At 53.3% G+C, this 13,492-nt stretch carries 18 protein-coding genes; all 18 read left to right on the top strand.

Features of this window, described 5'->3' with window-relative positions; translation table 11 throughout:
• The first annotated feature begins 2 nt into the window (after nucleotides 1-2).
• The 18 genes from NST04_RS07740 (at nucleotide 3) to NST04_RS07825 (ending at nucleotide 13,331) form a co-directional block, all read left to right on the top strand.
• Nucleotides 3-296 carry a DUF2577 domain-containing protein gene (locus NST04_RS07740; RefSeq protein WP_036696221.1) on the top strand — a complete coding sequence of 98 codons (294 nt, stop codon included), beginning with the start codon at nucleotides 3-5 and terminating at the stop codon, nucleotides 294-296.
• The gene (locus tag NST04_RS07745) at nucleotides 293-721 is read left to right on the top strand and encodes a DUF2634 domain-containing protein (RefSeq protein ID WP_341183772.1); all 429 of its coding nucleotides are present in this window, start codon (nucleotides 293-295) and stop codon (nucleotides 719-721) included. Before NST04_RS07740 ends, NST04_RS07745 begins: the two co-directional genes overlap by 4 nt.
• Nucleotides 714-1,772 (top strand): baseplate J/gp47 family protein, encoded by a 1,059-nt coding sequence (locus tag NST04_RS07750; protein WP_341183773.1) that lies wholly within the window; start codon nucleotides 714-716, stop codon nucleotides 1,770-1,772. Before NST04_RS07745 ends, NST04_RS07750 begins: the two co-directional genes overlap by 8 nt.
• Nucleotides 1,773-1,774: 2 nt before the next feature.
• The gene (locus NST04_RS07755) at nucleotides 1,775-2,188 is read left to right on the top strand and encodes a phosphoglucomutase (RefSeq protein WP_341183774.1); all 414 of its coding nucleotides are present in this window, start codon (nucleotides 1,775-1,777) and stop codon (nucleotides 2,186-2,188) included.
• 1 nt (nucleotide 2,189) lies between these two features.
• Entirely contained in the window at nucleotides 2,190-3,206 is a 1,017-nt protein-coding gene (locus tag NST04_RS07760; protein WP_341183775.1) for a DUF2793 domain-containing protein, read from the top strand.
• A gap of 12 nt (nucleotides 3,207-3,218) precedes the next feature.
• Nucleotides 3,219-3,554 (top strand): hyaluronate lyase N-terminal domain-containing protein, encoded by a 336-nt coding sequence (locus NST04_RS07765; RefSeq protein WP_341183776.1) that lies wholly within the window; start codon nucleotides 3,219-3,221, stop codon nucleotides 3,552-3,554.
• Between the two features lie 2 nt (nucleotides 3,555-3,556).
• Entirely contained in the window at nucleotides 3,557-4,168 is a 612-nt protein-coding gene (locus NST04_RS07770; RefSeq protein ID WP_341183777.1) for a YmfQ family protein, read from the top strand.
• Between the two features lie 11 nt (nucleotides 4,169-4,179).
• Nucleotides 4,180-5,649, top strand: coding sequence for a hypothetical protein (locus tag NST04_RS07775; protein WP_341183778.1), 1,470 nt, complete (start codon nucleotides 4,180-4,182; stop codon nucleotides 5,647-5,649).
• Nucleotides 5,650-5,662: 13 nt separating this feature from the next.
• On the top strand, nucleotides 5,663-6,136 hold the full coding sequence (locus tag NST04_RS07780) for an XkdW family protein (protein WP_341183779.1): 474 nt from the start codon (nucleotides 5,663-5,665) through the stop codon (nucleotides 6,134-6,136).
• A gap of 56 nt (nucleotides 6,137-6,192) precedes the next feature.
• Nucleotides 6,193-6,324: a hypothetical protein gene (locus NST04_RS07785; RefSeq protein ID WP_339220485.1), complete on the top strand. Its 132-nt coding sequence runs from the start codon at nucleotides 6,193-6,195 to the stop codon at nucleotides 6,322-6,324.
• A gap of 232 nt (nucleotides 6,325-6,556) precedes the next feature.
• A complete protein-coding gene (locus tag NST04_RS07790; protein WP_341183780.1) occupies nucleotides 6,557-6,868 on the top strand; it encodes a hypothetical protein in 312 nt (103 codons plus the stop codon).
• A complete protein-coding gene (locus NST04_RS07795; protein WP_341183781.1) occupies nucleotides 6,846-7,067 on the top strand; it encodes a hypothetical protein in 222 nt (73 codons plus the stop codon). The genes NST04_RS07790 and NST04_RS07795 overlap by 23 nt, the downstream gene beginning before the upstream one ends.
• Entirely contained in the window at nucleotides 7,054-7,446 is a 393-nt protein-coding gene (locus NST04_RS07800) for a hypothetical protein (RefSeq protein WP_341183782.1), read from the top strand. The genes NST04_RS07795 and NST04_RS07800 overlap by 14 nt, the downstream gene beginning before the upstream one ends.
• Nucleotides 7,418-8,128 carry a M15 family metallopeptidase gene (locus tag NST04_RS07805; protein WP_341183783.1) on the top strand — a complete coding sequence of 237 codons (711 nt, stop codon included), beginning with the start codon at nucleotides 7,418-7,420 and terminating at the stop codon, nucleotides 8,126-8,128. The genes NST04_RS07800 and NST04_RS07805 overlap by 29 nt, the downstream gene beginning before the upstream one ends.
• Nucleotides 8,128-8,406, top strand: a complete 279-nt coding sequence (locus tag NST04_RS07810) for a holin (RefSeq protein ID WP_341185204.1) — start codon at nucleotides 8,128-8,130, stop codon at nucleotides 8,404-8,406. The genes NST04_RS07805 and NST04_RS07810 overlap by 1 nt, the downstream gene beginning before the upstream one ends.
• A gap of 300 nt (nucleotides 8,407-8,706) precedes the next feature.
• Complete coding sequence (gene ppc, locus NST04_RS07815; RefSeq protein WP_341183784.1) at nucleotides 8,707-11,499, top strand: phosphoenolpyruvate carboxylase; 2,793 nt, start codon at nucleotides 8,707-8,709, stop codon at nucleotides 11,497-11,499.
• A 551-nt stretch (nucleotides 11,500-12,050) separates the two neighbouring features.
• Nucleotides 12,051-12,617 (top strand): RNA polymerase sigma factor SigW, encoded by a 567-nt coding sequence (gene sigW / locus NST04_RS07820; protein WP_341183785.1) that lies wholly within the window; start codon nucleotides 12,051-12,053, stop codon nucleotides 12,615-12,617.
• Nucleotides 12,618-12,716: 99 nt separating this feature from the next.
• Nucleotides 12,717-13,331, top strand: a complete 615-nt coding sequence (locus NST04_RS07825) for an anti-sigma factor family protein (protein WP_036696243.1) — start codon at nucleotides 12,717-12,719, stop codon at nucleotides 13,329-13,331.
• The last annotated feature ends 161 nt before the right edge of the window (nucleotides 13,332-13,492 follow it).

Here is a 13,492-nt window from a genome sequence, read left to right on the forward strand (position 1 = left end):
ACATGCTCGATATTATTAAACAGGCAAGCCTCGGGGCCGTATCCAATACGAATCCGGTGGCTTTTTCTTATGGAACGGTGGTTCTGGCACAGCCGCTGCAGATTCAGGTGGAGCAGCGGCTGCTGCTGACGGGAGCCGCACTGGTTGTGGTTGAATCCGTGATGGAGAGCAAGGCTGTGATCGAAGGCCGGGAGATCCTGCTCCGCCGTGGACTTGAAGCGGGAGACCGCGTGCTGCTCGTGCGGATGCAAGGCGGACAGAGCTATATTGTCCTCGATCGGCTGGTGGACCTATGATTCCGGCGATAGGCAGATCGGGTCCGGTGACGGGAGCGCTGGAAGGGAATGTGACCGCTCCTGGGAATGCTCCGAGCCTGACGTACCGGATGGACTGGGAGCGCGGTCGGATCGGCGGGCGGGTAGACGGGCTGGAAGCGGTGAAGCAGGCAGCGATCAAGGTGCTGCAGACCAACCGTTATGAGCACCTGATCTATAGCGCGGACTACGGAACGGAGTGGAAGCTGGTGCTGGGTCAGGACAGGCTGCTGGCCCGGCCGGAGCTGCGCCGCCTGATCAGCGATGCGCTGCTCCAGGATGAGCGGATTCAGGCGCTTGAGGATGTGGAGATTCTTTTTGAAGGAGATACGGTTAGCTTCAGCTGTACGGCTGTCACAGTATACGGTGATTTGGAGCTTAGAAAGGAGGAGATGGCCAGTGTATGAGGATCAGACGTACGAGGCTCTGCTGGAACGTATGCTGGATCGGGTTCCAGAGGGGCTGGATAAGCGCGAGGGAAGTATTATCTATGATGCGCTTGCGCCGGCAGCGGCTGAAATGGCCCAGATGTATCTTGAGCTTGAGGTCAGCAATAATCTGTTCTTCCCGGATACGGCGGACGGCGAATATCTGGAACGAACCATTGCCTGGACGGGACTGAAGCGTCATCCGGCAGGCAAAGCGCAGCTTGGCGCGAGGTTCTATGCCAGCGGTGAACAGCCTCTGGATATTCCGCTGGGCAGCCGCTTCTCCCTGGGACTGCTTCATTATAGTGCGGCGGAGAAGCTGGCTCCGGGGACGTACCGCCTGGAGAGCGAGACTGCCGGGGCGGAGGGGAATCAGTATACGGGCGCGCTGCTGCCGATTGATTATATCCCGGGACTGGCCCGGGGGGAGATTACGGGCCTGCTGGTTCCCGGCACGGATGCGGAGACGGATGAAGCATTGCGTCAGCGGTACTTCGATTCGGCCCGGCGGCCTGCAACGAGCGGCAATAAATATCATTATATGGAGTGGGCGCAGCAGATTCAAGGCGTAGGGGGAGCGCGGGTCTTCCCGCTGTGGGCCGGACCGAAGACGGTCAAGGTAGTCATTGTGAATGCGGAGCATCAGCCCGCCTCCCCGCTGCTGGTCTCCCAGGTGCAGCAGTTCATCGATCCTGCGCCGGGTCTTGGCGAGGGCCAGGCTCCGGTGGGGGCGGTGGTGACGGTGGAATCGGCCACGGGCCGCACGATTAGCGTGACCGCGAAGGTCACGTTGGCGGGGGGGTATGCGCTGCAGCCGGTTATTCAAGCTTTTACCGCGCTCCTGGAGAAGTATCGTAAGGAGAAGGCTTTTGCCGCTACCTATATCAGCCAATCGGTCATTGGCGCATTGCTGCTGAATACGGAGGGCGTAGTGGACTATAGCTTACTTAAGCTGAACGGCGGAACGGCAAATATCCCTCTGCTGGAGACAGAAGTGCCGCTGTTCGGCAATGTCGTACTGGAGGTGTAGGCATGGGATATCCGGAGCAGATCGATGTCTTTCAGGATAAGCTGAACAAAAAGGCAAACGGCGGCAGTCATGTTGTAGAGGAGAAGCTTCGGCTTACAGGTGGTGCATTCAGCGGACTGCTGGCCCACGACAATATTAACAATCAGACGCTGGCCGTGTACACAGGCTCACGCTTCAGCGGGACAGAGGTGCGGAATTACTCGGTCTCTTTCCCGGATGAGGCCCCTTGGCAGCGGCTTATCAGCATCTATTCCGATGTCCCTGAGGTGTATGTGACTTACGAGACACCTGGGGACACCGTGGAAGCGGATGATGTGAATCAGTTACAGATAGGACTGACCGCCACGCAGCGTGAGCTGGAACGTTACAAACAGGCCGGGCAGATTGACGGCGGATCTTTTAGAAGAGAGGTGTGAAATGGCACAAACCATTCAAGTCAAACGCGGTACGCGGGCGGAGCTGATCACTTACGGCGCGCTTAGAGCAGGAGAGATGGGCTTCTGTACAGACACGAAGGAGATCTATATCGGAGACGGTTCGTCTAACTCCATGGTGGGCCGGGCCTTGTCCGGTCCCGAAGCTTCGCGACCTGCGGCGGCCTCGGTGGGGCGGCTGTATGTTGTGAGCAGCGGGAGTAATAACGGATATCTGTATTTCGATGACGGGGCCGCCTGGCGCCGGGTGAATGCGCAGAGATTAACCGATCTGGCCGGAACGGTGGACGATGTTGCAGACGGTTCCACGTATGCCAAGGTGCTGAGGGCAGATCTTACAGCAGGGCATCCCAATAAAGTGTCGGACGGCACGAATACGAAGACGGCAGCAGAGATTGCAGCACATATCAACGATGCCTCGAAGCACAGGGTGATCAACGATGGCGGCTCGGCGATGACAGATCTGTGGTCCGCACAAAAAATCAAAAACGAAATCGAGCTGGCCAAGCATAATATCGAGCCGCAGGCTTCGGTAAAGGATCAGAACCTGACGGCTCCGCCGGGTAGTCCCGTGGAGGCAGACCGGTATATTATCCCGGCTGGAGCGACTGGAGCCTGGGCGGGTAAAACCAATCAGATTGCGGAGTATGCCGCAGGTAGCTGGTCTTATTATGTTCCGGCTGTTGGCTGGACCGCCTACGTGGATGATGAGCAGAAAATCTACAGCTGGAACGGGAGCGCCTGGGTGCGGACCGGTGGGGCGCTACAGACCATTACGGCTGGCAGCGGCCTTACCGGCGGCGGACAGGCGGATGCGGTAACGCTGAATATCGGAGCGGGCTATGGGGTTACGGTAAGCGCAGATGCGATTGCGGTAACCGCAGGCAAAGGGATTACCGTAGATGCGTCCGGTGTTGCGGCAAATGTGGATGGCAGCAGCATTGTATATGACGCAGGCAACCGGCTGACGGTGGGCAGTATCGATGGCGGAACATTCTAGGGGGCGGTAAGCATGGCACTGAAGACATTGATTCAAATCCGCCGCGGCCTGGAAAGTGCGCTGGGTACGCTGGCCGCAGGCGAGCTGGGCTATTGCACGGATAGCGGCAAGCTGTTCATCGGCAGCGGCAGCAGCAATATGCTGCTGGCGGCAGGGCAAAGCACAGGCGATATGCTGAAAAGCATCTACGATACCAATAACAACGGCAAGGTCGATTATGCACAGGCTGCGGATACAGTTCCCTGGTCAGGTGTAGACGGCAAGCCTTCTGTCTATCCGGCGGCTGCACATACCCATGATTATCTGCCCAAAGGTCCGCTGACCTGGAACCAGCTGAAGGGGGTGTAGCTATGGCTTATGGAGACAGTATATATGGCCTTGTGACGTTTTCGGCAGAGGGTGTAGCGGGAGAAGGGCCGGAGATTAGCGCTCCTGATCTGATGAAGTATCTGCCCGATTATTATCAGGGCGTGCCTGAGATGGAGGCTGTCCAGGCCAGCGCAGGTATAGCCTGCGGTGAATTGGCTTATGCCATGGCTGACAGCGATGGGCAGAAGACGCTGGAGTCGGCCACCTGGGGGCTGTCCCGCTGGGAGCGGATGCTGGGACTGGCCTCAGATCCGAACAAGTCCTACGCCACCCGGCGGGAGATGATCAAGGCCAAGCTACGGGGCAGCGGCACAACGACACCGGAGATGATCCGGCGGACGGCGTCTGCTTTTTCCGGCGGAGATGTGGAGGTGGTGGAGGTGCCCGGAGCGTACAGCTTCGAGGTGCGCTTCGTCGGCACACTGGGCATCCCGGCCAATATGGCGGGGCTGATTCAGATCATGGAAGAGATTAAGCCGGCCCATCTGGACTATAGCTTCGTGTACAGCTACACCTGGTGGGATTCCTTGAAGTCCCTCACCTGGAACGGTGCGCACAGCAAGACCTGGAACGAACTAAGAGTATATGAATAGGAGTGTGAGCGATGAAGACAACGGGTAATCTGGGGCTGAAAAAGCCGGACGGTACAGACATAGTAGATATCACCGACCTGAACGGCAATATGGATATTCTGGACACCGCCGTCAAAGCCGTGCAGGATCACGCCGCCGATACAGTGAAGCATATTACGGCGGCTGAGCGGACGGCGTGGAATGGTAAGGCATCTACGGCAACTGCCACTAACTCAGTGGCTGGGCTGATGGCCGCAGCGGATAAGTCGAAGCTGGATAGCGTAGCACAGGGGGCTAATAATTATGTGCATCCTTCCACGCACTCGCCATCGATCATTACGCAGGACGCGTCCAACCGCTTCGTGACAGATGCGGAGAAGACGGCCTGGAATGGCAAGGCGAATCTTGTTACAACGCCGCAGCAGACTACGGCAGCCGTTACTTACTTCGTCCGAATTGATGGAAGTGATAGTAATTCCGGTATTGCTAATACGGCAGCCGGAGCGTTTAAAACTGTACAAAAAGCTATAAATTCAATACCGCAAATTGTTAATCATACTGTTATTGTTAATGTGGCAGCAGGGACGTATGCAGAAGAAGTCGTGATAACTGGTTTTTCAGGTCGCGGAGTTATCCAACTAAACGGCGATTCGATGTTAAGCACCTCTAGAACTGTTCAATATGTCGGTGTGATTGATTGCTTGTGCCGTGTAGAAGTGATAGGTTTAAATACTTCAAAGACTACGGGGGCGGGTTTTTCTATTGCCGGAAGTTCAAATATATTGTTATATCGCTGTGTTGTGATATCATCTGCAACGACATATGGATTTTTCATAGAATGTTCTAAGGTATATATAAACGAATGTCAAGTGAGTAACCGACTGTGGGGTATCTACGCACACGTAAACGCAGAAGTACTGGTGCAATCCTTATATGGCACGGGGTGTACGAATGGGCTCTCCGCAGCGTATGGCGGTGTGATAGCAATTCAATCATCTACGCTAACAGCCACCTCTATGTATAGCACATCGTATGGTGGAACAATTCATGTTGAGGGCAACGGAGTTATTAACCCATGGGGAGATAATACAACAGCTAGTAGATCGTTTAGTCGAGCCACCGCAGGAGGCAGTAATCAAATTTTGACAGCAAATACTTGGACAAAAGCGCAATACCCTAGCGAAAACCTTGATCACCTCAACGAATATGATACAAGTATGAGTCGTTTCGTTGCGAAACAAAGGGGAGTTTATCAAATAAATGCATCTGCTGTACTTTTGACTGGGGGTTCCGTAGGAGAAATGAACTTATATGCGAATGGATCTATGTATCGTAGAATGGAATATTGTTTTATTCCTTCGGGATTTAGTTACGCATTAAAAGGATCGGCATGTATAGAGCTGTCTGCGGGAGATTATTTAGAGATATATGTTAGATCATCAACGGAAAATTCCTTATCAACAGGATGGGACGGTTGTTTTGAAATTACTAGAGTTTCATAAAGGAGGAAATTGAATGAATATATCACTAGCAATCATGTATCTGTACCCGGACGCTGATTCCATGAAGGATTTTATCGTCCAGGACAACGGCCCGGAACCCGTCCTGCGGCCGGGAGCCGAAGTCAAAGGTCGTGTACGCTACGAGATCAAGCCGCCAGAAATCGGAGAACAACCTGTAGAAGGCGTCCACTACCGCCACGGCATCGACTACAATCTGCTGACCGAAGGCGAGGATTATGATCTCGTAGAACGCGGGCCGCATATCGCCGTCTGGAATCTGGACGCGCCACAGCCGACAGAGGCTGAATTGCAGGCAGCGTGGGAAGCGTACCAGGAGGCTGAGGCCAACAAGCCGCCGGTACTGACAGAGCTGGAGCAGTTGCAGCAAGAGAATCTGTGGCTAAAGGCGCAGAATAACGCGCTCAGCGAACGGGCGGATTTCATTGAGGATCTCATTGCGGAGATGGCCACGCAAGTCTACACGTAATCGTTCAGTGGGTCTAACCTGCGCATTACCTCTATTATAGAAAGGTGGTGAGAGCAATGGCCTTATTTTTTGCACAACGCGTTACGCTGGGGAAGACGAAGTATAGCGAGGTCCCCTCTACGCTGAAGCCTGCGGTCAAGCAGATTCTGGTGGAGAACGGACTTACGTTCCTTGTAACTGAAGAGTAGATTGCCACAGGCGCCGCTCAGGGCGTTTTTATTTTGCCCTCGGACCCGTCCGGGGGCTATATAAGAAGCACGCGGATTTCACCCGCGAACAGCGGTTCAAAATCATGAAATCTGGGGACGGGCAGCGGCCGGAAGTCCAAATGTTCACCGCAGTGACGACGAAGCTTCAAGTTTAAAGCTTAAGTGCGTCTTATATAATTATTTTAATAACCACACAGAAGGGAGTGAAGCAATGGACAGCAACGATGTTGCGAATCTGGAGAAGCTGCTGCCGCTTGCGGATAAGTATGGACTGGCTTATATCATCGCTCTGATTCTGCTCATGATTATGCTTGTGCTTTTGCGGTCAATTGTGAAGGGGAATCTGGTGCCGCGTGAACTGCTGGAGCGTGCCGAGGAAGACCGGGACCGGCTGCAGAATATCCTCGACAAAGAGCGGTCAGACTTCATGGCACCCACGCTGGAAGTATTGCAGCGATTGAAAATAGACCATTCCGCAGGCGGCCATACGGGGAGTACGAATGAAGAAGACAGGGGGGGATAACGTGCTGAGTGAATGGATCAGGCGGCTATCGCCCCTGCACCGGGACAGAGAGCGGAAGCTTGCACTGGCAGGACATAGAGTATCGCTCTCTATCCGCAGGTACAAGAATGTATCCAAAGACATTCAGGAAGAAATCAGGAACAACGGGTTCGCCGAGTTCCTAATCTATGATCGGGGGGCAGAAGATGAGCAGCATTGATATTGTGTTGTTATTGGCCTATTCCATATCCTTTATCTGTGCGCTGCTGCTGATGGCTGCGCTTTTTTTGTATTTCCGGCGGAGATTCCGGGTGCGCGTAGTCAGTCTGTTTATGCTGGCAGCGTTCTTTTTCCTTGGGGCGTATACCGTTAAAATGGCCGTGGCCTTCTGGATCAGATTCAGTTACGATCCCGGCACGGATGCTGTACGAAGCTCGCTGCAATCGGATGCCTGGGCCATTGCCCAGACAGGAACCACCATAGGGCTGGTGATCCTGACCTTGCTCATGTACACCAGACGCCGGGATCTGTTCGTGGTCCTCTCTGAAATCAGGGACGGAGGGGATTCGCATGCTGACGCTGGCGCAGGTTCTGAATAAATCCGCTGCCCGGCTGTCCGGGCTTCATCCCGCCGTCCTTGCCGCCGCGACCGTACTGATTGAACGCAGTTATGTCTCGGGTATTCCCATCCTGATTACGCAAGGCCTGCGGACGATGGCCGAACAGGATGCGCTCTATGCCCAGGGGCGAACCAAGCCGGGTGCAGTCGTTACGAATGCGCGCGGCGGGTACAGTTATCACAATTATGGGCTGGCGGTGGATTTTGCGCTGTTGCTTCCGAATGGTTCCAGCGTCTCCTGGGATATGAGCAGGGACGGCAACCAGAACGGCACTCGGGATTGGATGGAGGTGGTGCAGCACGCTAAGGCCATCGGGTTCGAATGGGGCGGCGACTGGACGAGCTTCAAGGATTACCCGCATTTGCAAATGCGCTTCGGATTAAGCCTGGCGGAGCTGCGGACGGGGAAGAAGCCTGCGGCTGCGGCCGTGGAGGCGGTGGTTGAACGGATGAAGCCCAAGGAGGAACAAGCGGTGAAGACTCAGATGAAAGTTGCAGTACAGGTCAATGGCAAGAAGATTGCGGACGGATGGCTGGATGGCGGGGTCACCTATGTTCCTGCACGTAAGATTGCGGAAGCGCTGGGCGCTCAGATTGCTTACCACCCGGCCGTCAACACGGTTGAGATTACCACTATCCCGCAGAAGGGAGGTATCTCATGATGAACCGCGAACTGCTGGATAATGTGTTGGCTTTTGCCTCTATCCTGGCCGTATTTATTCTTGCCCTGGTGCAGCTGATCAAAAATAACACCACACTGCCGCGTAACAGCATTCCGTTTATTGGCCTTGGCATCGGGCTGCTGATCGGAGCGGCGGCGTATCCTTTTACAGAGTTGGAGTTGACCTTGCGTCTATGGGCAGGCGGATTGGCCGGATTATCGGCTACCGGATTATTTGAACTGGCATTCAACAACCGTGCAGGCCATACAATGAAATAAAAGGTAACCTGTTACACAAATGACCGGCTCCTTGGAGCCGGTTTTTTAGCATCTGGCGTTATATAAATTTACATAACCGCTACATAAAACAAATATATAACAGATAATCTAATAGGAAGAATTACATAATTATTTTTGACTGCATAAACAGCCGGGTTAGTGTATAATCGAAATTACTGCACTGCTTTACCGCGCAATAAAGTTGAAGATTTCCGGGCGGTTTTATTGTATGATATGAGGAAAGCTTTTCAAATAGACAATGTTAAGAGCATTGATCCGGAAGAGGATGGGGGGAGCAGCATGACCGAACTTACGACTGCCGTTAGCAAAAGCAACTCCAACAATCTGCTGCGGCGAGACGTACGGTTCCTGGGGAACATACTGGGCGAAGTCTTGGTACACCAAGGCGGCAACGAACTGCTGGATATCGTGGAGAAGATCCGGGAGACCAGCAAATCGCTGCGCTCACTGTTTTTGCCTGAACTGCACAATGAATTTAAAGAGCTGATCAGCTCGCTGGACCCGGAGAATCGCCATCAGGTGATCCGTGCCTTCGCTATTTATTTTCAACTGGTGAACATCGCCGAGCAGAACCACCGGATTCGCCGCAAACGCGATTACGAACGTTCTGCCGGGGAGACGGTACAGCCGGGGTCGATTGAGAGCGCTATTCAAGAGCTTCGCGAGCGGGATTTCTCGCATGAAGAGGTTCATGAGATCATGAAGGGCATGTCGCTGGAGCTGGTGATGACCGCTCACCCTACGGAAGCTATGCGCCGTGCGATTCTCGATATCCACAAACGGATCTCCGATGACGTCATGGGGCTGGATAATCCGACGCTGACCTTCCGCGAACGCGAACAGCTCCGTGAGAAGCTGCTGAATGAGGTCATTACCTTATGGCAGACGGATGAACTGCGTGACCGCAAGCCTACGGTGCTGGATGAAGTGCGTAACGGGATGTATTATTTCCATGAGACGATTTTTGAAGTGCTGCCGGATGTCTATCAGGAGCTTGAACGCTGTCTGAGCAAATATTATCCGGGGCAGAACTGGCATGTGCCGACCTATCTGCGTTTCGGTTCATGGATTGGTGGAGACCGCGACGGCAACCCGTCGGTGAAGGCAGCAGTTACCCTGCAGACCCTACGTCTGCAGCGCAAGCTGGCTATTCGTGAATACCAGCGGATTATGCGCGAGCTGATGCAGTACCTCAGCTTTAGTACAAGCATTGTGAAGGTGACGCCGGAGCTGGTGGAATCCATTGAAGCGGACCGGAACATTATCAATCTCAACCGGGTCGATGCCTGGCGTAATGATAACGAGCCTTACCGGATTAAACTCAGCTATATGATCTCGAAGACACAGAATGTGCTGGACGATGAGAAAAAAGGAACACCGGAACGCTACTCGTCCCCGGAGCAATTCATAGCAGATCTGAACGTGATTGACCGCAGCCTGCGGCATCACTATGCCGATTATGTAGCAGATACCTACATTAAGAAGCTGATTCGTCAGGTGGAGCTGTTCGGCTTCCACACCGCTACGCTGGATGTCCGCCAGCACAGCCAGGAGCATGAGAATGCAATGACCGAGATTCTGGCCAAGATGAATGTTACACCGGACTACTCCAAGCTGTCCGAGCAAGAGAAGATTGTGCTGCTGGAGAAGCTGCTGAATGATCCGCGTCCGCTGACCTCCCCTTACCAGAATTACAGTGAAGGGACAGAGGAGTGCCTGGCGGTATACCGTGCGGTCTATGAGGCACAGGAGGAGTACGGCAAGCAGTGTATTACAAGCTATCTGATTAGTATGGCGGAAGCGGCAAGTGATATTCTGGAGGTAATGGTCTTCTCCAAGGAAGTCGGCTTGTTCCGCAAAGACAATGACGGTACGGTAGTCTGTACTCTGCAGGCAGTGCCGCTGTTCGAGACGATTGACGACCTTCATGATGCGCCGCAGATTATGCGTACGCTGCTGGGCATGCCGATCTACCGCGATGCAGTCAGAGCGATGAACGATCTCCAGGAGATCATGCTGGGGTATTCCGATAGTAATAAAGACGGCGGTGTAGTTACAGCGAACTGGGAGCTGCGTGTTGCCTTGAAGGAGATCACAGCGACTGCCGATGATTTCGGCATTAAGCTGAAGTTCTTCCATGGACGCGGCGGTGCCCTCGGACGCGGCGGTATGCCGCTCAACCGGAGCATTCTGGCCCAGCCGGCTTCCACCATCGGCGGCGGGATCAAGATTACCGAGCAGGGAGAGGTGATCTCCTCCCGGTATTCAATGAAAGGTATTGCATACCGCAGTCTGGAGCAGGCAACATCAGCGCTCATTACAGCGGCTATTCATGCCAGATCGCCGCAGACGGATCTGTATGAAGCCAAGTGGGATGAGATTATTGCCCGCATCTCTGAGGTGTCCCTGAACAAATATCAAGATCTGATCTTCCGTGATCCGGATTTCCTTACGTACTTCAAAGAGTCAACCCCGCTGCCGGAGGTAGGAGAGCTGAATATCGGCTCACGCCCTTCGAAGCGGAAGAACAGCGAGCGCTTCGAGGACCTGCGTGCAATTCCTTGGGTATTCGCTTGGACGCAGAGCCGTTATTTGCTTCCAGCATGGTATGCCGCCGGAACGGGTCTGCAGAGCTTCTATGAGGGCAAGGAAGAGAATATGAAGATCATGCAGCATATGTATGCCAACTTCTCATTCTTCACGACCCTGATCGATACCCTGCAGATGGCTATTGCGAAAGCGGATCTTGTCATCGCCAAGGAATATGCCGGGATGGGCAAGAACGAGGAGGCGCGTGCGCGAATCTTCGGCCAGATTGAGGCCGAGTTCAAGCTGACGTCCGAGCTGATTCTTAAGATTACCGGACAGCAGGATATTCTGGATAATGTTCCGGTCATTCAGGAATCGATCCGCTTGCGTAATCCATACGTTGATCCGCTCAGCTACCTGCAGGTTCAGCTCCTCGCCGAGCTTCGCGCCCTGCGTGATGCTGAGGGGGATGACGCCGAGCTGCTGCGTGAAGTGCTGCTCACGATCAATGGTATTGCCGCCGGTCTTCGGAATACCGGCTGATGCTTTGTGAGCACTCGCTCTGACGATCTTGATCTAAAAAGTCGGCGAAGCCGCTTTAAGATTTTGAAGGCGTTGTTCTTCAACCCCGTTCGCCTCTTACCTAGAGGAGGGACGGGGTTTTTGTCGTTCAAGGGAGGTCGGGAGTCAAAGACCCGGTCGAGCCCATGCCCCACCCCATTGTTGCCTGAGATATACTTTGGGCAACAAGAAAAGCGGTAGTAGGGGAACCCAGGCTGATGGAGGGGGCGAAGCGGAAATTTGGAACTGTAGGAGCGATAGCGTTCGCCTTTATTGGCAGATTTCGACCGCAGCCTGCGGTTCCAATCAGGAAATCTGCCAATAACAGCGACCGGAAGTCCAAATGTTCTGCGCAGCCCCCGACTAATCAGCCGCCAGCAACCCGGCAGCAGGCTTTTCCCGGCACAATATATATAGAAGGTAACAATACAAACCTTGATTTTTGAAGAAACATGATTTACGATTTAATTGCTTGTACCGTGGTCTTCGAAGAGCTGACAGTCCAAGGGCGGCAAGTCTGGGGGAGTTAACAGGTGGAGAATCTGGAAGGCAGACTGACAAAGCTCGCCCTGAAGGGTGACCAAAGGGCATTTGCTGAGCTTGTGGATTTATATAAAGACAAAATTTATCATTTGGCTTACCGTATGCTGAATAACCGCCATGAGGCGGAGGATATTGTTCAGGAGACTTTTTTGCGTGTCTACAGAAATTTGGACAGGTATGATGATAAGCAGAAGTTCTCAACATGGATCTACCGGATTGGCACGAACCTCTGCATTGACCGGCTGCGCAAGCGGCGCCCGACCTATTCCCTGGATGCCGAGATGAACGACCAGGAGGGGATTGACGGGTATTCCATGATTCCGAGCGATAATGTGACCCCGGAGACGGAACTGCTCCTCTCGGAGACACAGAGACTCATCTATGAAGCCATCGACAGCCTGCCCGTGAAATACAGGTCGGTCATGATTCTGCGGTATCTGCAGGATTTGTCGCTTCAGGAGATCGGCGATGTGCTGGATATGCCCGTAACGACGATCAAGACCCGGGTGCACCGGGGGCGTGAGTTTTTGCGCAAGAAGTTAGGACCCAAATTGTAAAAATAGATTATTTTTTATGAAACTCCTGCAGGGCAGGGACGTATGTAAGTTAAGCAAGTCTTATGCACTAAATTAGCACGTATGAAAGGATTGGCTCCTATGGAATGCAAACTGGCCGTCTCTATGATGCACGACTACCTGGATGACGACTTGCCCGACCTGCAGCAGAGGGAATTGAAGGAGCATCTTTTATCCTGTACGGAGTGCCGTGCGAGGTTCAAAGAACTGGAACAGACCGATATGCTGATGTTTTCCCTGATGCACCAGGCACCTGTGGCCTCGGAGGATATGGTTAGCCGGATTATGGATTCATTACCGAAACCCAAGAAGGAAAGAGCCTTCATCACCTGGATCAAGAGACATCCGGCTCTGACGGCGGCGTCCATGTTCATTCTTGTGATGCTGATGAGCTCCGTAACCTTTTGGAATCAGGATCGGCAGCTTGTGGTTAGAGGGGCAGACCTCGACCAGGTTGTGATCAAGGGGAATACGGTGATTGTACCCTCCGGCAAAATTATCTCCGGTGATCTGACGGTGGAGAACGGTAAGACTCAAGTCTACGGGGAAGTCAACGGGAACGTAACGGTGATCGACGGTTCTCTGTATCAGGCTTCAACCGCCCATATCTCCGGGCAAGTCAAAAGTATAGACCAAGCAGTAAGCTGGATCTGGTATAAAGTGACGAACATGTTCTCTGAAGTTGCCTACCGATAGCTAATGTTGGTCGCTTGTAGCAGATAACTCATTTGCGCCTCTTTTTCCGGAAAGATGGCGCTTTTTTGTTGCCTGAAAGTACAGGTTCATCAATTTATCAGCCGCGAAACTTGCAACCGGAGGCGGAACGTTATAACCTAGAATAAGATTCAAACTTAACA

The organism is Paenibacillus sp. FSL H7-0756 (assembly GCF_038006765.1).
Classification (GTDB): Bacteria; Bacillota; Bacilli; order Paenibacillales; family Paenibacillaceae; genus Paenibacillus_AQ.